Raw genomic sequence first — 18,972 nt, forward strand, 5'->3', positions numbered from 1 at the left:
TTCACGGTAAAGCTTGCACGAGCCCGCGCCCGGCTCAATACGAAAGTGAAGAAAGGGTGACACAGGGCGCCCGCTTTCCCGTGCCGGAACAGGACATCTTCGCTCGGGCTGGCAATCGCGCCACACCGGAGCCGCCTGGATCCCGCGCGATACGATCCTCTTGCTTACCTCTCGCTGTCGGGCATCAGCGGCCTGTCGCTACTGACGGCGATCTTCGCTCGGAACGACGCCGGGTTCTGTCCGATATCGGTGTTCGCCAGGTCGACAGTGCGCCTCGAGCCTGCCGGCTCACCGGCACGGAGAATGACGGGGGTGAGGGTCGCCCTGCCTGACCGGCACGCCGCCGGGCGGGACCTCACCGGTTGGCGGTGGTGACCGGCGAACTCGCGCCGCCCAGGGAGACCCAAGCGAGGCTGTCCTGGCCCTCGCGCTTGATGAAGACGTAGCCGGTCTCGTGCCAGGCGGTGATCGCGCTGGTCTTGTTGTCGAGCACGTAGTCGCCGCGGTCGGTGATGAGGGTGAGCACGGCGTGGCCCTCGCCCTTCTCGTCGATCACGACCGTCATCCGCATGGCGCGCCGCGGCAGGCCCGCCTCGGCGAGGAGGCGACGCTTCAGCAGCTGGAAATCCTCGCAATCGCCCGAACCGTCTTCGGCGAGATCCCAGCGGTCGGGGCGACCCCAATGCTCCTGATCGGTGACCGGACGGATCTGGCGGTTCACGCGCCGGTTCACGGAGACGATGGTGGCCCAGACCGCCGGGGTGAGGGTGATGCGGGCGGGCTCGGCGCGGTTGAAGGCGCATTCGGCCGCATAATTCTGGCAGAACTCGACCCAGGCCACGATCGGCCGGGCTTCCGCGCCGGGGGTGAGACCGATGTTGGCATTGGGAAGGGACGTCGGGAGCGCCGCCAGCGTCTGCGCCTGGGCGGTACCGAGAAGGCCGGCGCCGATGGCGAGGGCGGCGAACAAAGCCGCTTTCAGTCCGGCCTTGAAGTATCCCATGTCGGCGTTGCGCATCGCGGCTGTCCTTCGAACACAGCCAGGATGTCGCCGCACCCCCTCCGCCGCGCTGAAGCCGATGCGCGCAATTTTATCGATTCGCCGCCTCCGAAACGGCTCCGCTTGGAAGGGCGAAAAGGTACTCAGGGCGCTCCCGCAAATCCGCAGGATCGGATTCAGCCGCTGCTAACTCTGCCCATGGCTGCGGTGACGGCGAGATCGGCCCTCGGGCGCCCGCAACATCCCGGAAGAGCTCCCCTCACGCGAAACGCCGTTTCGCGCGCCGGTCGGAGACGGGTCGCAGAGAAAGAGTCCACGCCCGGCATGGGTGCTGTCGTGTGACGCGACGGCGGTGTGAAGCCAGGATGCGCCGATCCGGCGGGCATGCTGCGCGATCCGCCATCTTGCGGAATCCGCAGCTCGGCCGATGGACAGCCTGCTCTCCTCGACGGCCGTGGCCGGAAGCTCAGAGGGTGATGCCCTCGTGGAAGCGGTCGGGGGAGATCGGCAGCATGAACTGGGCGCCGATACCGCCCTCGAAGTAGCGCACCACCCGGCCGGGCGTGGAGCCGACCATCACGGCGGTGCCGATCGGCGGCGTCGTCGTGGTCGCGAGCGCGACACCCGACATTGAGATGTCGATGACGCGGGCCGGGACCGTCCGCCCGGAATCCAGCCGCAACTGCACGCCGGGATTGGTCGGCACGAGGCGCTCGTGGGTGCGGCCCTCCGGCAGTCCGAGATTCTCCCGATTGGCCAGCCACATGAGCTGCGAGGCGATCTTGTCGCGCTTGCGCGGGGTGGCGTTGAGCTGCATCGCGAAGCCGTTGGGCGGATGGCGCACGATCACGCCTTCCAGCCGTCCGATCTGCTCCAGATAGAGCACCACACGCTCACCCACGGCGCCGAGGACGGCGCAGGTCACGCGGACGCCCCCCGGCGACATGTCCACGGTCTGGCAGGGATATTCGCGCCGGTCGGAGAGCATGTAACGGCCGAGCAGCTCGGTACGCACCCGCTGATGGCGCCGCTGCTCGGCGACGCGAAGGGCGGTCCCGTTATGGGAGGGCTCGATCATGGTGGTCCGACGGTCGATGAGATGAGTCATCTCACATGGATCAATACCGTCGGGCGGGTTACGAAACACTTGCCTCTGGGCGGACATTTCTCGCTGGTTGTGGTGGCTTGCCTCTTTCAAGCACCGCTGCGTCCACCTTCGTGGACGAGAAGATGTCCGAATCGGACCGGGCGGACATCATTGGCAGGCTCCGGCAAGCCTTCGACGAAAGGGCGGGAAGCCGCCTCGGTCTTGGCCGGCGCCAGCACCCGTTGCGAGATCGTCTCGACATGCAGGATCGGGCGGATCCCGAGCCAGGGTGGGATGGTGTGGGGGCTCAGGGCTCCCAGCATGCGGGCTTCGGTCTTGCCGCGATGGCGCAGGGGGAGGAGCACCAGTTCGAGGTCGAGGCTCTCGCCGCGGGCGGTGCGCCCGGTGAGACCGGCGACCATCCCGACCGTGTCGACGTTGACCGTCTCGACGAGGTGCCACGGGTCGGCTTCGGTGCCCCGCACCCTTTCGTCCCAGAGCGCGGAGATGTGGCCGCCGCGCAATTCGCGGCCGAACAGGGCACAGAGGCGGGTGCCGGCCAACCGCACCGTACAGGAGCGGCGAGCCGGATCGATTTCGAGAATAAAGCTGTCGGCCAAAAGGTTTCGGATCTCGCCCGGCTCGATCTCCCCTCGTTCCGGGGCGGAGCGAGGGCCCCGCAGGCGGTTCCAGTAGGCGTGGAGCTGGCGGCTGGTCGGATGCTTCATGATGTTCCGCATCGGTACGGTCCGCTCCGTTACGGAGCTATAACGGTTCGATGCGGGTCGGATTTCATGGTCCGACCCGCCACTCCCGTCCTTCTCCGCACACTTTATGCTCGGTACCCCGCCGCCGCGCGGGCAACCCTTTCTTAACCTTAACAGGAAGTTGACGGCGGCCCACACTTGCCGTCCGCCGGCCTCCTTGAGACGATCGACGCGTCGAGAGCGATGTCGACGCCAACACTTCGGGCGGGGTCCTGACGGATCGCCGGCCGCACGGGAGGGCTCCGACGAGGACCCTCCCGTGCCTTTCCTCGGCGGATGCGGCGCGGCACCGCGCGGAATCGGCCGCCCCGGGGCTTGCAGGTCGGCGCGGTCCGCCGACATGGTGCGGCATGGATGCCTCTCCCGACCTGCCGCGCCAGGGCCGCGTACCCGTCTTCAACCTGCCGGGGATCGTCACCGCCTCGATCGCGGTGATTGCGGGCATTCACGTCGTGCGCAGCGTGCTGCCGGACAGCTTCGACCTGTCGGTTCTCCTCGACCTCGCCTTCATCCCGGCGCGCTGGACCGCTTCCCTCGACCCGTCGCGGGCGGCCGACATCGTCAGGGCTGCCGGTGAGGCGGCGGGCGATCCCGCCATCTCGGCCGCGAGGCAGGAATTTGCCCGCTACCTCGTGTCCGACCCTTCGGCGATGCCCTGGACCTTCGTCAGCTACGCGCTGCTGCACGGCTCGTGGATGCACCTGATCTTCAACTCGGTCTGGCTCGCCGCCTTCGGGGCGCCGGTCGCCCGGCGCTACGGAGCCCTGCGATACGGGCTGCTGGCCCTCGCCGGGATCGTGGCCGGTGCCGGTCTCCACCTCGTCCTCGATCCGGAGAGCGCGATGCCCCTGGTGGGGGCTTCGGCGGGCATCTCGGCGCTGATGGCGGCCGCGGCCCGCTTCGTGTTCCAGCCGCCGCCCCCCTTCGCGGCCGCCGCCCCCTGGCATTTGCCGCCGCGACCGCCCCTGCAGACCATCCCCGAATTGTTGCAGAATCGCACGGCGATGCTGTTCCTCGGCGTCCTGCTCGGGACGAACCTGCTGTTCGGCCTGCTGGCCCTGCCGCTGGGCGGCAGCGAGGGACCGATCGCCTGGGACGCCCATCTCGGGGGCTTCGTCGCCGGCTTCTTCCTGCTGCCTCTGATGGAGCCGAGGGGGCGCCGCTGAAGCCGGGCAGCGTGGGTGAAACCGTGCCCTTTGGGCGACACCTTCCGCCGGAGGCGCCCCTCGGATCGCTTCGCTGGCAATAAACCGGCCCGCTATCCGTCAGGATTCGTAGGCGCGGCGACGGTCGCTGCGCGTCCGACGGAGCTTTATCCCCGGTGACACGTCGCATCCTCGCCGTCCTCCTGTCCTCCGTCGCAGCCGGTCCCGCCCTTGCCGGATCCGCCGCTCAACCGGGCCAGACGATCGGCCTGCCGGTCGGTGCACAGCTGCCCGTCGGCCTCTACTTCGTGAATACCTCGAGCTTCGGCATACGGGATACGCTTCCGCGCGACTCGGAGAGCAACGTCAATCTGCCGACCTTCGCCTGGGCGACGCCGTGGAACATCCTCGACGCCCGCCTCCAGTTCTTCGTCACCCAGCCGGTCGCCGCCTCCAGCGCGCGCGGGGCGCCCTACAACAGCGGCATCGGCCAGACGCTCCTCGCCGCCCAGCTCGCCTGGAACCTCGGCAACGATATCGGTGTGAGCTACCTGTTCGGCGGTTACCTGCCGATCGAGACGCAATTCCTGACGCAGTCCGCCTCGCTGAGCCATCGCTTCGCGATCAGCTACACGGGCAACGACTTAAACATCACCGCAAACATGCTCTACGGCGTCTTCCTCGACACCCGCTCACCCTCGGGGACGCTTTATCCCGACTACATCAACCTCGACCTGACCATGACGAAGAAGTTCGGCAAGTGGCAGGTCGGCCCCGTCGCCTTCGCCTCGACCGATCTGCCGACCGGCGTGGCAAGCTATCGGCCGCAGGGGCAGATCGCGGTGGGGGGCCTCGTCGGCTACAATTTCGGGCCGGTGAACCTCCAGGCCTACGTCACCCGCGACGTCGTCGAGCGGAACTACGGTGGCCACGAAACCCGAGGATGGCTGCGCGCCATCGTTCCGCTCTACCAAGACAAGAGCGAAGCCGCGCCGAACCGCACCACGGTGACACGCCGCCAGTCGCAGTAGAGCGTCTGCCTGCCCTGACGCGCGGGGGAACCGAGTGCACCCCCGCGCGGTCTCCCCTCGGGGTATGTGGAAATTTCGTTCCGTATGACAGGCTGAACTGACAGGTTATTCTGCAAGAAGCGCTTGCCAGTGCGGCCGAGGTGCCACACAATCGCCTTATCCGAGGCGGGGCCAACCCGTCCTGATCGCTCTCGCGCCGTGGGGCTGTCGGCGCGATCCAACGGGAGGGGAGTTCATGAGCGTTGGGCGTATTCTCGCGGAGAAGGGCGCATCCGTCATCACGGTGCCGCCTCACCGCACCATCGACGAAGCCATTCACCTGCTCGCCGAGAAGCGCATCGGCGCCCTCGTCGTCGGCGATTCCGGCGGCCGCCTGATCGGAATCCTGTCGGAGCGCGATGTCATGCGCGCGCTTGCCTGTGACGGCGCCAGCGCCTTCGACCAGCCGATCTCCCGCTACATGACCGCGAAGGTCGTCACCTGCACCCGTCGCACCTCGATCGAGGAGGTGATGGAGACGATGACGGAGGGGCGCTTCCGCCACCTGCCGGTGGTGGAGGATGGGCAATTGCTCGGCGTCGTTTCGATCGGCGACGTCGTCAAACGCCGCATCGCCGCCGTCGAGGCGGAACATCAGGCGATGCGCGACTACATCACGATGGCCTGATCCTGTATCGGCCGGCGGCCTCGATCCGGGTCTGTGACCGCGCCGCATCCGTCCCGACGCGCGGAGACTTAATCAACGCGTCGGGATCTGGCCGACCGGCAGGCCGTCAGCAGCGGGCCGCCGCGCCCTCGATCATCCGGCGGATCTCCGGCACGGCTGCCCGACCGGCCTGACGGCCGAGCTCGATGCCGAACTCGGCCCGATGGAATTCGAATTGGCCGAACTCGCCGAGCCGCGGCCGGATCGACACGTCCGGCGGCTCGCTCGCCAACCGGGCACGCGAGATCCGATCCTGCGTGATGTTGAAGGCGTCCAGCATGACACGGGCGACGCCGGGTGCCGCGCGTCCCGTGTCCCCCGGTGGCTTGGGCCGGGCGCGGCGGCCCATCAGGCGCCGGCTCGCCCCGCTCAGGAGGGCCCAGCGACCCCTGCGCCGGACGGTGGCCTCCAGCGTCCGCTCGATCTCTTCCTCGTCGGGCAAGGCCCGCTCGTCCACGGGCTCCTCGGGATCGAGGCCGGGTCGGATCACGCGGGCGCGCGGGCGGGTCTCGCAGGAGAGGTTCACGCAGATCACCAGATCGGCGCCGAGCTCCCGCGCGAGCCGAACCGGCACGGGATTGACCAGGGTCCCATCCATCAGGAGACGCCCCTCAAGGGCGACCGGCGGAAAGATGCCGGGGATCGCGTAGGAGGCGCGCACGGCCTCGACGAGCGGCCCCCGCGTCAGCCAGACCTCGTGCCCGGTGCCGAGTTCGGTGGCCACGCTCGCGAAGGCCAAAGGCAGCCGCTCGATATGAAAGCCGGTCAGTTCTCGAGCGAGCCTGTGCCGCAGGCGTTCGCCGGCGATCAGTCCCGAGCCGGTCAGCCGTGGATCGATCATCCCCATCACCCGGCGGCGGGTGAGCGAGAGCGCGAAATCCTTGAGGGCACCGATCCGCCCGGCGGCGTAGGCCCCACCGACCACGGCGCCGATCGAGCAGCCGGATACCACCTCGGGAAAGATGCCGGCCTCTTCCAGTGCCTCGATCACGCCAATATGCGACCAGCCCCGGGCCGAGCCTCCGCCGAGGGCGAGACCGATCCGCGGTGCGCGGGTGCGCGGGACCACCGGCTCCACGGCCCCTGCCGGAATCATCCGCGGCATGGGACCGGGCGCCTCCAGCCTCATCGAGGCGGATCGATATGCGCGAGGAAAGCGGTGCCGGTCTCGGGATCGCGCGCGACGGCGCGATAGAAGCAGGACCGGCGCCCGGTATGGCAGCATCCGCCATCCCCGCCGACCTCGACCCGAATCAACAGCGCATCCTGATCGCAGTCGATCTGCATCTCCACGATGCGCTGGATTTGGCCGGAGGTCGCGCCCTTGTGCCAGAGCTCCCGGCGGGAGCGCGACCAGTACCAAGCCTCGCCGGTCTCGAGGCTGCGGGCGAGCGATTCGGCATTCATATGGGCGAGCATTAGGATCTGCCCGTCTTGGGCATCGACGGTGATGCAGGTGATCAGCCCATCCGCGCCGAAGCGCGGGGTGAGCCGGGTGCCCTCCTCGACCTCGGCATGGGTGCCGGGCTTCTCGAACAAGTCCGTCATCGTCGGCGGACCGCTCAGGCCTTGTGGCCGCGTACGAGGGTCAGGAAGCGAACCTGCTCGCTCGGATCCTGCTTGTAGACGCCGCGGAACTGCGTGGTGATCGTCGAGACGCCGGCCTTCTGGACGCCGCGCATCGCCATGCAGAGATGCTCGGCCTCGATCATCACGGCGCAGCCGCGCGGCTGGAGGATGCTCTCGATCGTGTCGGCGATCTGGGCCGTCATGGTCTCCTGCGTCTGCAGACGACGGGCGAAGGCATCGACCACGCGGGCGAGCTTCGAGAGGCCGACGACGCCCTTGGTCGGATAGTAGGCGATGTGGGCGAGCCCCATGAACGGCACCATGTGGTGCTCGCAATGGGAGTAGAACGGGATGTCGCGCACCAGCACGACGTCCGAATATCCCTCGACTTCCTCGAACACCCGCTCCAGCAGCGCGTCGGCGTCCGTCCGGTAGCCGCCGAAGAGCTGCTCGTAGGCCTTCACCACGCGCTTGGGCGTGTCGATCAGACCCTCGCGGGTCGGATCGTCGCCGGCCCAGCGCAGCAGCGTGCGCACGGCAGCCTCCGCCTCCTGACGGCTCGGACGACCGAGCGCGATCTCGTTCGGCACCCGTTGGGCCGAATCGGGGAGGGGGGCGATGTTGGCCGATCCCTCGGGCCGACCGGGGTCGTTGGCACCCTGCATCCCATCGAGGCCGACGGCGCTCGTGCGTCGCTCGTCGTCGCTCATGCCGTAGGAGAGGGATTTGAGGGCGGCATCCATGGCATCTCCGGCCTTCGCGACACGGGCCTTCATGGTCGTGCTGTCGGGCTTGGCGTACATCGTCGATCCGTCCCGGCGCTTCTCACTTCAAGTGCCGACGCCCTCGAACGATCCTATTCCGGGGTCAGGGCGTGACCGGGGTCGACGGTGCCATTCTCGCGAAACGGCTTCGTCGCGCCTATATCGTCGCATTCGCGCCGTCACGCAATGCACGGCACGCGCATCCGGCTCAACGTTTCCTCGACTCCTCCCCCGCATCGGCGCCGTGGACAAGAAGGTCCGCCATGATCGACGACATCTACAACCGCCGCATCCTCGAACTCGCCGCCGACATCCCCCGGCTCGGGCGGCTGCCGAAGCCGGATGCCACGGCGACCGCGCATTCCAAGCTCTGCGGCTCGACCGTGACGGTGGATCTCGCCACCGATGCGGCGGGTACCGTCACCGACTTCGCCCACGACGTGAAGGCCTGCGCCCTCGGCCAAGCCTCCTCCTCGCTGATGGCCCGCCACGTGGTCGGTTCGACCACGGAGGAATTGCGGGCCGTGCGGGCCCGGATGCGGGCGATGCTCAAGGAGAACGGCCCGGCGCCCGACGGCAAATGGGCCGATCTCGCCGTGCTGGAGCCGGTGCGCGACTTCCGTGCCCGCCACGCGTCCACGCTGCTCACCTTCGACGCGGTGGTCGACGCCCTCGACCGGATCGCCGCGGAGCGGGGACCCGGCGCCCCCGAGGCGGCGTGATCCGACAGGCCGCTCACTGGGCGATTCGCGGCTACCAGCTCAGCCTGTCCGGGCTGGTGGGCCGCCAGTGCCGGCACTGGCCGTCCTGCTCGGAATACACCGACACGGCGATCCAGCGGCACGGCCTCTGGGCCGGCGGCTGGATGGGGGTTTCGCGGATCTGCCGCTGCGGCCCGTTCGGCACGCACGGCATCGACCTCGTGCCCGAGCGCATCCCGGAAGGCGCGGCCTGGCACCGCCCTTGGGCCTATGGCCGCTGGCGCAGTGTCGAGGCGCCGCCACCGCTGGTCTGCGAAGCGGTCGAAAGCACCGGCTCCTCCCACCCGCCCCCCTCATCCTGAGGTGCCCGCCTTAAGGCAGCCCTCGAAGGAGGGCTTCAGATGTCTCGGCGATCTCTGGAGCCCTCCTTCGAGGGCGACGCTGCGCGTCGCCACCTCTGGATGAGGGGGATGGGTGGGGATAGAGGTAAAGCCGAAGCCTACGGTGCCGGCTGCTCCACATGATGCCCGTCGAGCACCGTATCCGTGCTCGGGCGGCTCTCGACCACGGCCTCGGCCCGGCGGCGATCCGGGGAGGTCGCCTCGTCCACGAAGGCCGCGAGCGCCGCGTCGAGCGTCAGCGTGGTGGTCTTCTGGCTGCCGAGGCGGCGCACCGAGACAGTGCGCTCCTCCGCCTCGCGCTTGCCCAGCGCCAGCAGCACCGGCACCTTGGCCAGCGAGTGCTCGCGGACCTTGTAGTTGATCTTCTCGTTGCGCAGGTCGGCGTCCACACGCAGCCCTGCGCGTTCGAGAACCCGCACGACCTCGCGGGCATAGCCGTCGGCTTCGCTGGTGATCGTCGCCACCACGATCTGCACGGGCGCGATCCAGAGCGGGAAATGCCCGGCGAAATGCTCGATCAGGATGCCGGTGAAGCGCTCCATCGAGCCGCAGATCGCGCGGTGGACCATCACCGGCGGCTTCTTCTGGCTGTCGGCATCGATATAGGTCGCGCCGAAGCGCTCCGGCAGGTTGAAGTCCACCTGGGTGGTGCCGCATTGCCAGTCGCGGCCAATGGCGTCGCGCAGCACGTACTCGAATTTCGGCCCGTAGAAGGCCCCTTCGCCCGGATTGACCGCGGTCTTGATGCGGCCCCCCGACTGCTCCTCGATCTGGGCCAGCACCCGCGTCATCACCGCCTCGGCATGATCCCACAGGGCATCCGAGCCGACGCGCTTCTCCGGACGCGTCGAGAGCTTCACCAGGATCTCGTCGAAGCCGAAATCCGCGTAGGTCGAGAGGATCAGGTCGTTGATCTTCAGGCACTCGTCGGCGAGCTGATCCTCGGTGCAGAAGATATGCGCGTCGTCCTGCGTGAAGCCGCGCACGCGCATCAGCCCGTGCATGGCGCCCGACGGCTCGTAGCGGTGGACCACGCCGAACTCGGCCATGCGCAGCGGCAGGTCGCGGTAGGATTTCAGCCCGTGCTTGAAGATCTGCACGTGGCCGGGGCAGTTCATGGGCTTGAGCGCGAACCAGCGCTTGTCCTCGGCCTCGTCGCCGGCCGATTGGGCCGCGAACATGTTCTCGCGGTACCAACCCCAGTGACCCGAAGTCTCCCACAACGACTTGTCGAGGATCTGCGGCGCGTTCACCTCGGCGTAATCGCCCTTCAGGCGGCGGCGCATATAGGCGATCAGCTCCTGGAACACCGTCCAGCCCTTGGCGTGCCAGAACACGACGCCGGGGCCTTCCTCCTGGAAGTGGAACAGGTCCATCTCCTTGCCGAGGCGCCGGTGGTCGCGGCGCTCGGCCTCCTCCAGGCGGTGCAGATAGGCGTCCAGATCGCCTTGCGAGGCCCAGGCGGTGCCGTAGATGCGCGTCAGCATCGGGTTGCTGGCGTCGCCCCGCCAATAGGCGCCCGCGACCTTCATCAGTTTGAAGGCGGTGCCGATCTTGCCCGTCGAGGTCATGTGCGGACCGCGGCACAGGTCGAACCACTCACCCTGCCGGTAGATCTTCAGATCCTCGCCCGGCGGGATCGCGTCGACCAGCTCGACCTTGTAGGCCTCGCCCCTGTCGGCGAAGAGCGCCTTGACGTCGTCCCGCTTCCAGATCTCCTTGGTGAAGGGCGCGTCGCGCGCGATGATCTCGCGCATCTTGGCTTCGATCTTCGGAAAGTCCTCCGGCGTGAACGGCTCGTCCTTGGCGAAGTCGTAGTAGAAGCCGTTCTCGATCACCGGGCCGATCGTCACCTGCGTGCCGGGCCAGAGCGCCTGGACGGCCTCCGCCAGCACGTGCGCGCAATCGTGGCGGATCAGTTCCAGGGCGCGGGGATCGTCGCGGGCGATGAACTCGATCGCGGCATCCTGCGCGATCGAGTCGTCGAGATCCCGCACGACGCCGTCGAGCGCCATGGCGACGGTGCGCTTGGCCAGCGACTTGGCGATGCCCTCGACCACGGTCCGGCCGGTCACCGCGGCGTCGAACGCGCGGGTGTTGCCGTCGGGGAAGGTCAGGATGGGCATGATGGAACCGTGTCTTCGAAGGTCTCTGCGTCCCGGAAGAGGCGCGGGCCGGGTTTGCGGGACGCGGGGGAGGGAAGTCAACGCCGATTGAAGGGGCCGGTGGGAGCGCCGCTCACGGCCGCCAGTCGGTGAAGCCCGCGACCTGGTGCAGGAGGCGTCGGCCGCGGGCGATCTCGCCGAAGGGCGCGAGCTCCCAGGTCCAGGCGTGGTCGGACGCGCCGAGTGCCACGCCGTAGAGCAGGTCGTGCCGCTCGACGACGTGGCCGGCCCGATCTTCCTCGGTCTCGTCGAGGTCGGTCACGAGGCAGATCTGGGCGGACAAGCGGGCCAGGTCTGCGAGATGTGCCTCGACGATCCTCCGACCGAAGGCGTCTCCGTCCTGCGGCGTCCAGGGTCCGTAGGCCCGGCGGCCGCCCTCCAGCCGGGCGACCGGGCGGATCGGCAATTGCGACAGCAGGTTGGCCGAAATCACCAAGTCGGTCCCCGGCTCGGCGCAAACCGGTGGCAGGCACGGCTTCAGATCCGAGGCATGGCCCGTCAGCAGGGCCATGGCGCCGCTGAGATCGGCCGTCAGCAGTTCGACCTGCGCGAGGGCGCGCACGGCGCGCCGGGTCGCCAGCGGATGCACTGCATCGACCAGCACCACCCGTCGGAACGCATCCGTCAATGCGGCGAGCGGGACGTCGGCGAGCAGGCCGGAGCCCAGCACCACCACCGTGTCCCGCCGCCCGCGGGTCGCGATCGCCGCCCGCATCACGTCCCGGCTCGCCGCGAGATGCGGCGCCCAGGCCGCCCGGCAGCGGTGCGCCCGCGATTGCAGCCAGATGCTGTCCCGCAGGTAGCCGAGCCGGCGCTGGGCCGGCGGCGCGGGCGTGGCGATGTATCGGAACAGGTCGCGGATCACGGCGTTTTCGGGCTCCGACGCCGGGCCTGCCCGATCACGGAGCGGCGCGGCGTCGATCGACTCATCGCCTACCGGGCGTGCAGCACCGCACGGCAGGCATCAGGCAGACCGGCGAGCGTCATTGGCGGGCGGGGCTTCGGCGGGGTCTTGGGTTTGGGCGGGTTGAGGATGGCCGGGCTGAACCAATAATCGAGTTCGGCGCCGCAGCCGTCTCCGGGCGGCGGCGGGGCTTGGTCGTCGCAGGACCCCTCGCCGCCGGGGCAGGCCAAGCGGATGTGGTAGTGGTAATTGTGCCCGTACATCGGGCGCACCTTGTTGAGCCAGCCGCGATCGCCACCGGCCTCCCGGCAGAGCGCCTTCTTGATCGCCGGATTGACGAAGATGCGCGCCACTTCGGGCTGGCGCGCGGTCATGCGGATCAGCGCCGTGTGCTGCGACGTCCACACATCCGGGTCGATGTCGAGCCGGTCGGCGCGCACGACGTTCGTCGCGGAGGTTTCCTCGCGCTCGGCCCGGCTCATGCGATGGTCCGGCATGGGGGTCAGCCAGACATCGACGTCGAGGCCGAGCTGGTGCGAGGCGTGGCCGGTCAGCATCGGCCCGCCGCGGGGCTGCGACATGTCGCCGACGAGCAATCCCGGCCAGCCGGCCCGCGGGGCCTGGGCGGCGAGCCGCTCGATGAAGTTCACGAGATGCGGCACGCCCCACATCCGGTTGCGGGAGGGACGCATCACCTGCCAATTCGACCCGTCCATCGGCAGCGACTCGCCGCCGGAGAAGCAGCCCTTAGCATAGGAGCCGAAGGACTGAGCCGGCCCGCCGGTCGGACCGGTGACGCGGCCGAACAGGGCCTTGGCCGGGGTCGAGGGATCGTTCGGGTTGGCGAGCGGCGGCAGCGGTTTCGGATTCACGCTGCCGCGATCCTGCGCGGCGGCCGGCCCGGCAAGGGCGCAGGCCGCGAGCGTCGCGACCACGACCGGGAGGGGGGAGAGGGGCAGGCGGGGCAGCGGCATGCGCGTCGGTTCGTCCGGATGAAGAGGGAGGGGTCGGCGAGCGCCCGGAACGTGCCCGGCGAGATGGGCGTTTTTCAAGGCAAGCTGTAACAACGTTGCAGGACGCTCGCCATGAACGACGTCATGATCGACACCGCGTCCGCCGACGCGGCCCACCCGCGCAGCCTGATCGCCAGCGACCGCGTCATTGGCACCGATGTGCGCCGGCCGGACGGGAGCAAGGTCGGCCGCATCGAGCGGTTGATGCTCGACAAGGCCACGGGTCGCGTCGCCTACGCCGTGATGAGCTTCGGTGGTTTCCTCGGGCTGGGCGAGGCGTTCTACACGCTCCCCTGGGCCGTACTGCGCTTCGATCCCGGCCTGGATGCCTACGTCGTCGACATCACCGAGGCGCAACTGCGCGCAGCCCCGGAGCGCTCGCCGGAGGGGGGCGATCCGGGCGACGAGCGCGAATGGGAGGAGCACGTACACCGCTACTACAACGCGGCGCCCTACTGGGGGATCTGACGCTTCAGGGGCCGGTCAGGAAGCCGATCGGCTCCCGCGGCGGTTGGCCGAGCCAGATCAGCACGGCGCCGAGACCGAGGCCGAACAGGGACGCGGGCACGAGGCCGAGGGGCGCGAGGAGCACGGCATCGGCCCAGGGCGCGATCTTCTCGACGGTTTGACCGAGAGCGGCGGTGCGATCCTGGGGCAGGGCGTGGATCCAGTCGGCGAGCGTGGTGATGCGCAGCCCGTTATTCGCGATGGAGCGCGCCCCGTCGTAGCAGAGTTGCACGAAGCCGCCCGCCATGATCACGAGCCCGATCGCGCGGCTGAAGAACGGCAGTCCGAGGAAGCGGGCGACGTTACGCAGCATGTCCGACCTCGCGCGGGCCTTCGGATCGGCCTATCCGCGGCAACGCTTCAGCTCTCTGATCCGCATCGGCTGGTTTTGATGAGCCGCCGGCCACCGCTCGGGCCGATACTCTTGCCGCCGCGCTTGCCGCCTGACTAGGCCGAGCCCGGCGGCCCTGGCAAGCCTGCGGCTTTCCGAGCCACTTGGTCCGCCGTCGCCGTCATGCGACAGGCGGGGCCCGATGACGGATACGCTTTCCCTCCCTTCCCTGGTGATCTTCGACTGCGACGGCGTGCTGGTGGACAGCGAGCCGATCAGCCTCGGCGTGCTCACGCGCGGGCTGAACGGCATCGGCCTCGCCCTGGACGTCGAGACGGTTCGGGCCCGCTACGCCGGGACCTCCATGGTCTCGATCATGGAGCGCGTCGCGACCGAGGACGGCATCCAGCCGCCCGACGGTTTCGCCGAGCGGGTCAAGGCGGAGACCCTGCGGGCGTTCGAGGCGGAGCTCTCGGCCATGGCCGGCATTGCCCAGGCCCTGGCCGAGCTGGCACTGCCGTTCTGCGTGGCCTCCAGCAGCGATCCCGTGCGCCTGCGCCGCTCCCTCGGTCTCACCGGCTTATTGCCCCTGTTCGACGGGCGCATCTTCTCCTCGGCCGAGGTCGCCCGCGGGAAGCCCTTCCCGGACCTGTTCCTCCATGCCGCGGCACGGATGGGGCAGGACCCCTCCGCCTGCCTCGTGATCGAGGACAGCGTACCGGGGGTGCAGGCGGCCCGCGCCGCCGGCATGCGGGTCGCCGGTTTTACCGGCGGCGGCCATTGGGGCCACGATCGCGCCGGGCAGGATTTGATGGCCGCCGGCGCCGCGCGGGTCTTCACCGCCCATGCCGATCTCGGCCGGATCATCTCCGGATCCTGAGCCCGGGATCTCGGGGCAGCCCCACAGGTGAGACGCGTCGCGTGAAGGGGGAAACCCGGCGCGTTCTTTCCCTGTCAAGCTAATCTTCGAAAGAACATTCCGTTGACGGTGAAGGTCCGAACGCTCATCTTTGGGGCGTGCGGTCGTCTCCGCATCGCGGTGATTTGTCATGGCACGCTTGCGCCGCGTTATCAAACGCTAATGCATCACGGAGCACTTCGCTCCGTGGTCCTCATCGAACAGGAGGACTTGCCTTGAATGGTCTTTCGCATTTGAAAGCTTCTAAAACTGACGGCGGCGGGTTCGTCCGGGTTCGGGAGTGTTGTCGGGCAGTCATGTTGGTGGGCTAGGAGCCCGCGCGAACGCCTCATCGACAACCGGCCCTGAAATGGCCGCAGGAGTTCACTCCGTCATGACCCGTGTCCAACCCTACGCCCCCGTCCTGTTCTCTGAACAGGAAGCACCGACCCGTGTGATCGAGATCGGTGACCTGACCGCCGGCATCGCCGTGCCCGAGCGGGGTGGTGTGCGCTTCTTCTCTTCCGAGCGCCGCTTCGACGGCCTCGACGGCACCCTGTTCCGCAATGTCGAGCAGGCGGCCCGCGCCGCCCGCGACAAGAGCCGTGCGACGCGCCTTCGCGCGGTGTGAGGCGCTTTCCGACGACGGGCTCCAGGTTCGTCGCGAGAGCGTATCCTACGACGAGGATCGAGCGATCGATCCTGCGAGCCGGCGGCCTTGATGGGCCGCCGGCTTTTTCGTGCTCGATCGAAGCCGGTTCGACGGCTTCCCCGGCCCGATCGCGGCACCGGATCGACCCGCGGTGACAGGCTGCGGTGCCGGGCTTCGGGCCGGGGGGATTGACCTATGGCCTCGGCGAGGCCACATCGAAGCTGTTCCAGGGAGATCCCCGCCAAGGGGCTGAGACACCGCTATCGCCGTCATCGGCAGCGCGGAAATCCTTCGAACCTGATCCGGTTCATACCGGCGTAGGGATTGGACCTGAAGGGTGGCCGAAAGGCGAACCCGCTTCATCGGAAGCTCATGGTGTCCAATCCCTGCGAAGAGAGTTTCGCGGGAGGTGGCCCATGTCCGAGATGCTGACAGCCCCGTTCGAGCGGCGCCGCGGTCTCGATGTGCGTCCCCGCCCCGCCGCGCTGCCGCAGCGGGCCGACGTGGTCGTAGTCGGCGGGGGCCTAATCGGTCTGTCGGTGGCGTGGCGCTTGGCCGAAGCCGGTCGCTCCGTGGTCGTGATCGAGCGCGGCCAAGTCGGCGTCGGCGCGAGTCTCGCCGCCACTGGCATGCTGGCACCGGCCGCCGAGCACGAGCCCGGTTCCGATCACCTCCTGCCCCTCGCGCTCGAATCCCTGAATCGCTGGCCGGGCTTTCGCGATTCGCTCCAGGCTGCCTCCGGCCTCGATATCGATTACCGCGAGGACGGCACCGTGGTGCTGGCCGTCGGCCGCGACGAGGTCGAGCGGCTGCGCTTCCGCTACGAGCTTCAGAAGCGTTCGGGCGTCGCCGCCGAGTGGCTGTCGGGTCCCCAGGTCCGTGCCCGGGAGCCGCTGCTACGGCCGAACGTGACCGCCGGGATTCTCTGTCCCCTCGATGCCCAGGTCGATCCCCGCCTCGTCATGGCGGCCCTGCTGCGCGCCTGCGAGGCGACGGGCGTGACCATCGTCGAGGAGCGGGCGGTCGAAGGGCTCGACCGCCGCGGGGGACGGGTCGTCGGCGTCCGGGCTGGCGGACAGGCGGTCGCTTCGGACAGCGTGATCCTCGCGGCCGGTGCCTGGAGCGGGCAGGCAGGTCTTCTGCCGGACGGGCTCGCCCTCCCGGTACGACCGCTCAAGGGGCAGTCCCTGGCGCTCCGCACGACCCGCCGCACCGGCACGCTGTCCGGCATGGTCTGGACCGCCGAGGTGCATATGGCGCCCAAGGGCGATGGCGGGCTCATTATCGGCGCGACCGTGGAGGATTGCGGCTTCACGCCGGGTGTGACCGCGGGCGGGGTGTTCGCCCTGCTCGAGGGGGCGCGCCGCATCCTGCCGGGCGTCGAGGAGATGGCGATCGAAGCGGTCTGGAGCGGCTTCCGCCCGACTTCGGACGACGACGCGCCGATCATCGAGGAGACCCTGCCCGGCCTCGTCGTGGCCACGGGTCATCACCGCAACGGGTACCTGCTGGCGCCCGCCACCGCCGACGCGGTCGCCGCCCTGGTCACGGAGGGCGCGCTGCCGGACTTCGCCCGCGGCTTCACCAGAGCCCGTTTCGAGACGACCGGCGAGGGGAGGGCCGTGGCGTGAGGCTGACCGTCAACGGAGAGGCCTGCGAGCGGGAGGTGGCGGATCTCGCCGCCCTGTTCGCCGCGGAGGCCGAGGAGCGGGGCATCGAGAGCCCCGAGGGCATCGCCATCGCGGTCAACGGGCGCGTGGTGCGCCGGGCGGCCTGGGGCGCGACGCCCGTGAACGAGGGCGACCGCATCGAGATCGTCCGCGCCATGCAGGGAGGCTGACGCCATGAACCATCACGACACCGCCCTTCACCCCGCGCCCGCCGGGGCCGTGGACGACGCCCTGGAGATCGCAGGCGTGCGCCTCGCCTCGCGCCTGTTCATCGGCACGGCGGGCTATCCGAGCCAGGAGATCATGGCGCAATCGGTGCGCGCCTCGGGCGCCGAGGTCGTCACGGCGTCGATCCGCCGTGTCTCGCTGCAGGGTCACGGCTCGGACACGTTCCAGAAGCTGAAGGGGGCCCGGTTCCTCCCGAACACCGCGGGCTGCGAAACGGCGCGCGACGCGATCATGACCGCCGAGCTCGCCCGCGAGGCTCTGGGCACCGACTGGATCAAGGTCGAGGTGATCGGCGACCGCGAGACGCTCTATCCCGACGTGACCGAGCTGATGGAAGCCTGCCGCCATCTCGTCGAGGACGGCTTCACCGTGCTGCCCTATTGCAACGACGATCCGGTGATCTGCGAGCGGTTGGCCGATCTCGGCTGCGCCGCGGTGATGCCGATGGGCTCCCTGATCGGCTCCGGCATGGGCATCGCCAACCCGGCCAATATCGAGCTGATCTGTCGCCGGGCGAAGGTGCCGGTGATCGTCGATGCCGGCATCGGCACCGCCTCGGATGCCGTGATTGCCATGGAACTGGGGGCTGCGGCCTGCCTCATCAACACGGCGGTCGCCAAGGCCGACGATCCGGTGCGGATGGCTGGCGCCATGCGCCACGCGGTTGCGGGGGGCCGTCTCGCGCATCTGGCCGGACGCATTCCCCGGCGCGGCCGGGCCGAACCGTCGAGCCCGCAGCTCGGCCTCGTCGGCAGCTGACGCTTTGACGGAGAGGCGCCCGCTGCCGCCGTTGCTCGTCGTCACCGACCGGCACGGCACGGCACGGCCCCTCGCCGGGACTGTGCGCGCGGCGGTCGCCGGCGGCGCCCGCTTCGTCTGGCTGCGCGACCGCGACCTCGACCCGGCCTCGCGCCGGGCGCTGGCCCGCGACTGTCTCGCGATCCTGTCCCCCCTCGGCGGGCGCCTCGTCATCGGCGCCGATCGGGATCTCGCGGCGGCGACGGGGGCGCAGGGCGTCCATCTCGGTGGGGGAACGAGCCCCCGGGACATCGCCGATGCGCGGGCGACCCTTGGCCCGGATGCGCTGATCGGCGTCTCGGCGCACGCGCCGGCGGAGGTCGCGGCGGCGGCCGAAGCGGGTGCCGATTACGCGACGCTGAGCCCGATCTTCTTCACCGCCAGCAAGCCCGGCTACGGACCGGCCCTCGGCCTGGCCGCGCTGGAGGCCTGCCGGGGATTGCCGATCCCGGTCTTTGCCCTCGGCGGAATCGACGAGGCGCAGGCTTCCGATTGCCTCGGTGCGGGTGCCGCCGGAATCGCGGTGATGGGTGGGCTGATGCGCGCTCCGGATCCCGAGCAACGGACCCGCCGCCTGCTGCACGCGCTCGGCGCCTGACAGTTTCCGGAGTGGCAAACATGCCCGATCTGCGGAA

The 18,972-nt window shown here is 69.3% G+C and carries 22 protein-coding genes and 1 riboswitch; of the genes, 12 read left to right on the forward strand and 10 right to left on the reverse strand.

What is annotated here, in order from left to right:
• Positions 1-355: 355 nt before the first annotated feature.
• The 3 genes from MFF26_RS24675 to MFF26_RS24685 form a co-directional block, all read right to left on the reverse strand.
• On the reverse strand, positions 356-1,018 hold the full coding sequence (locus MFF26_RS24675; RefSeq protein WP_137831557.1) for a transglutaminase-like cysteine peptidase: 663 nt from the start codon (positions 1,016-1,018) through the stop codon (positions 356-358).
• A 448-nt stretch (positions 1,019-1,466) separates the two neighbouring features.
• A complete protein-coding gene (locus tag MFF26_RS24680) occupies positions 1,467-2,078 on the reverse strand; it encodes a PilZ domain-containing protein (protein WP_137831566.1) in 612 nt (203 codons plus the stop codon).
• Positions 2,079-2,194: 116 nt separating this feature from the next.
• On the reverse strand, positions 2,195-2,815 hold the full coding sequence (locus tag MFF26_RS24685; protein ID WP_137831556.1) for a PAS domain-containing protein: 621 nt from the start codon (positions 2,813-2,815) through the stop codon (positions 2,195-2,197).
• Positions 2,816-3,204: 389 nt separating this feature from the next.
• Here MFF26_RS24685 and MFF26_RS24690 point away from each other — a divergent pair, with 389 nt between their 5' ends.
• The 3 genes from MFF26_RS24690 to MFF26_RS24700 all read left to right on the forward strand — a co-directional run bounded on the left by MFF26_RS24690 (position 3,205) and on the right by MFF26_RS24700 (position 5,697).
• A complete protein-coding gene (locus MFF26_RS24690; RefSeq protein WP_137831555.1) occupies positions 3,205-4,020 on the forward strand; it encodes a rhomboid family intramembrane serine protease in 816 nt (271 codons plus the stop codon).
• A 155-nt stretch (positions 4,021-4,175) separates the two neighbouring features.
• A complete protein-coding gene (locus MFF26_RS24695) occupies positions 4,176-5,030 on the forward strand; it encodes a transporter (protein WP_137831554.1) in 855 nt (284 codons plus the stop codon).
• A gap of 235 nt (positions 5,031-5,265) precedes the next feature.
• Positions 5,266-5,697: a CBS domain-containing protein gene (locus tag MFF26_RS24700; RefSeq protein ID WP_137831553.1), complete on the forward strand. Its 432-nt coding sequence runs from the start codon at positions 5,266-5,268 to the stop codon at positions 5,695-5,697.
• A gap of 106 nt (positions 5,698-5,803) precedes the next feature.
• Here MFF26_RS24700 and MFF26_RS24705 read toward each other — a convergent pair whose 3' ends face one another.
• Genes MFF26_RS24705 through folE form a run of 3 tightly spaced genes read right to left on the reverse strand, consistent with a single transcriptional unit; the run spans position 5,804 to position 8,048 of the window.
• On the reverse strand, positions 5,804-6,865 hold the full coding sequence (locus MFF26_RS24705) for a patatin-like phospholipase family protein (RefSeq protein WP_137831552.1): 1,062 nt from the start codon (positions 6,863-6,865) through the stop codon (positions 5,804-5,806).
• Positions 6,862-7,284: a phosphoribosyl-AMP cyclohydrolase gene (hisI, locus tag MFF26_RS24710; protein WP_137831551.1), complete on the reverse strand. Its 423-nt coding sequence runs from the start codon at positions 7,282-7,284 to the stop codon at positions 6,862-6,864. The genes MFF26_RS24705 and hisI overlap by 4 nt, the downstream gene beginning before the upstream one ends.
• Positions 7,285-7,298: 14 nt before the next feature.
• A complete protein-coding gene (folE, locus tag MFF26_RS24715; RefSeq protein ID WP_505744344.1) occupies positions 7,299-8,048 on the reverse strand; it encodes a GTP cyclohydrolase I FolE in 750 nt (249 codons plus the stop codon).
• Between the two features lie 284 nt (positions 8,049-8,332).
• Here folE and MFF26_RS24720 point away from each other — a divergent pair, with 284 nt between their 5' ends.
• Positions 8,333-8,791, forward strand: a complete 459-nt coding sequence (locus tag MFF26_RS24720) for an iron-sulfur cluster assembly scaffold protein (protein WP_137831549.1) — start codon at positions 8,333-8,335, stop codon at positions 8,789-8,791.
• Positions 8,788-9,132 (forward strand): membrane protein insertion efficiency factor YidD, encoded by a 345-nt coding sequence (yidD, locus tag MFF26_RS24725; protein WP_238308788.1) that lies wholly within the window; start codon positions 8,788-8,790, stop codon positions 9,130-9,132. Before MFF26_RS24720 ends, yidD begins: the two co-directional genes overlap by 4 nt.
• Positions 9,133-9,269: 137 nt before the next feature.
• Here yidD and thrS read toward each other — a convergent pair whose 3' ends face one another.
• The 3 genes from thrS to mepA form a co-directional block, all read right to left on the reverse strand.
• Positions 9,270-11,297: a threonine--tRNA ligase gene (gene thrS / locus MFF26_RS24730; RefSeq protein WP_137831338.1), complete on the reverse strand. Its 2,028-nt coding sequence runs from the start codon at positions 11,295-11,297 to the stop codon at positions 9,270-9,272.
• Positions 11,298-11,409: 112 nt separating this feature from the next.
• Complete coding sequence (locus MFF26_RS24735) at positions 11,410-12,201, reverse strand: hypothetical protein (RefSeq protein WP_238308790.1); 792 nt, start codon at positions 12,199-12,201, stop codon at positions 11,410-11,412.
• Between the two features lie 68 nt (positions 12,202-12,269).
• Complete coding sequence (mepA, locus tag MFF26_RS24740) at positions 12,270-13,214, reverse strand: penicillin-insensitive murein endopeptidase (RefSeq protein ID WP_137831336.1); 945 nt, start codon at positions 13,212-13,214, stop codon at positions 12,270-12,272.
• 111 nt (positions 13,215-13,325) lie between these two features.
• Here mepA and MFF26_RS24745 point away from each other — a divergent pair, with 111 nt between their 5' ends.
• The gene (locus tag MFF26_RS24745) at positions 13,326-13,721 is read left to right on the forward strand and encodes a PRC-barrel domain-containing protein (RefSeq protein ID WP_137831335.1); all 396 of its coding nucleotides are present in this window, start codon (positions 13,326-13,328) and stop codon (positions 13,719-13,721) included.
• A 4-nt stretch (positions 13,722-13,725) separates the two neighbouring features.
• Here MFF26_RS24745 and MFF26_RS24750 read toward each other — a convergent pair whose 3' ends face one another.
• Positions 13,726-14,073 carry a PetM family of cytochrome b6f complex subunit 7 gene (locus tag MFF26_RS24750; protein WP_238308791.1) on the reverse strand — a complete coding sequence of 116 codons (348 nt, stop codon included), beginning with the start codon at positions 14,071-14,073 and terminating at the stop codon, positions 13,726-13,728.
• A gap of 220 nt (positions 14,074-14,293) precedes the next feature.
• Here MFF26_RS24750 and MFF26_RS24755 point away from each other — a divergent pair, with 220 nt between their 5' ends.
• The 6 genes from MFF26_RS24755 to MFF26_RS24780 all read left to right on the forward strand — a co-directional run bounded on the left by MFF26_RS24755 (position 14,294) and on the right by MFF26_RS24780 (position 18,935).
• Positions 14,294-14,971 (forward strand): HAD family hydrolase, encoded by a 678-nt coding sequence (locus tag MFF26_RS24755; protein WP_137831333.1) that lies wholly within the window; start codon positions 14,294-14,296, stop codon positions 14,969-14,971.
• A 412-nt stretch (positions 14,972-15,383) separates the two neighbouring features.
• Positions 15,384-15,620: a hypothetical protein gene (locus MFF26_RS24760; RefSeq protein WP_137831332.1), complete on the forward strand. Its 237-nt coding sequence runs from the start codon at positions 15,384-15,386 to the stop codon at positions 15,618-15,620.
• Positions 15,621-15,860: 240 nt separating this feature from the next.
• Positions 15,861-15,983, forward strand: a riboswitch (TPP riboswitch).
• Positions 15,984-16,057: 74 nt separating this feature from the next.
• Positions 16,058-17,272: a glycine oxidase ThiO gene (gene thiO / locus MFF26_RS24765; protein ID WP_137831331.1), complete on the forward strand. Its 1,215-nt coding sequence runs from the start codon at positions 16,058-16,060 to the stop codon at positions 17,270-17,272.
• The gene (gene thiS, locus MFF26_RS24770; RefSeq protein WP_137831330.1) at positions 17,269-17,481 is read left to right on the forward strand and encodes a sulfur carrier protein ThiS; all 213 of its coding nucleotides are present in this window, start codon (positions 17,269-17,271) and stop codon (positions 17,479-17,481) included. Before thiO ends, thiS begins: the two co-directional genes overlap by 4 nt.
• A gap of 4 nt (positions 17,482-17,485) precedes the next feature.
• Positions 17,486-18,298, forward strand: coding sequence for a thiazole synthase (locus tag MFF26_RS24775; RefSeq protein WP_137831329.1), 813 nt, complete (start codon positions 17,486-17,488; stop codon positions 18,296-18,298).
• Between the two features lie 4 nt (positions 18,299-18,302).
• Positions 18,303-18,935, forward strand: a complete 633-nt coding sequence (locus MFF26_RS24780) for a thiamine phosphate synthase (RefSeq protein WP_238308792.1) — start codon at positions 18,303-18,305, stop codon at positions 18,933-18,935.
• The last annotated feature ends 37 nt before the right edge of the window (positions 18,936-18,972 follow it).

The sequence above is a fragment of the Methylorubrum suomiense genome, from assembly GCF_022179765.1.
GTDB lineage: Bacteria > Pseudomonadota > Alphaproteobacteria > Rhizobiales > Beijerinckiaceae > Methylobacterium > Methylobacterium suomiense.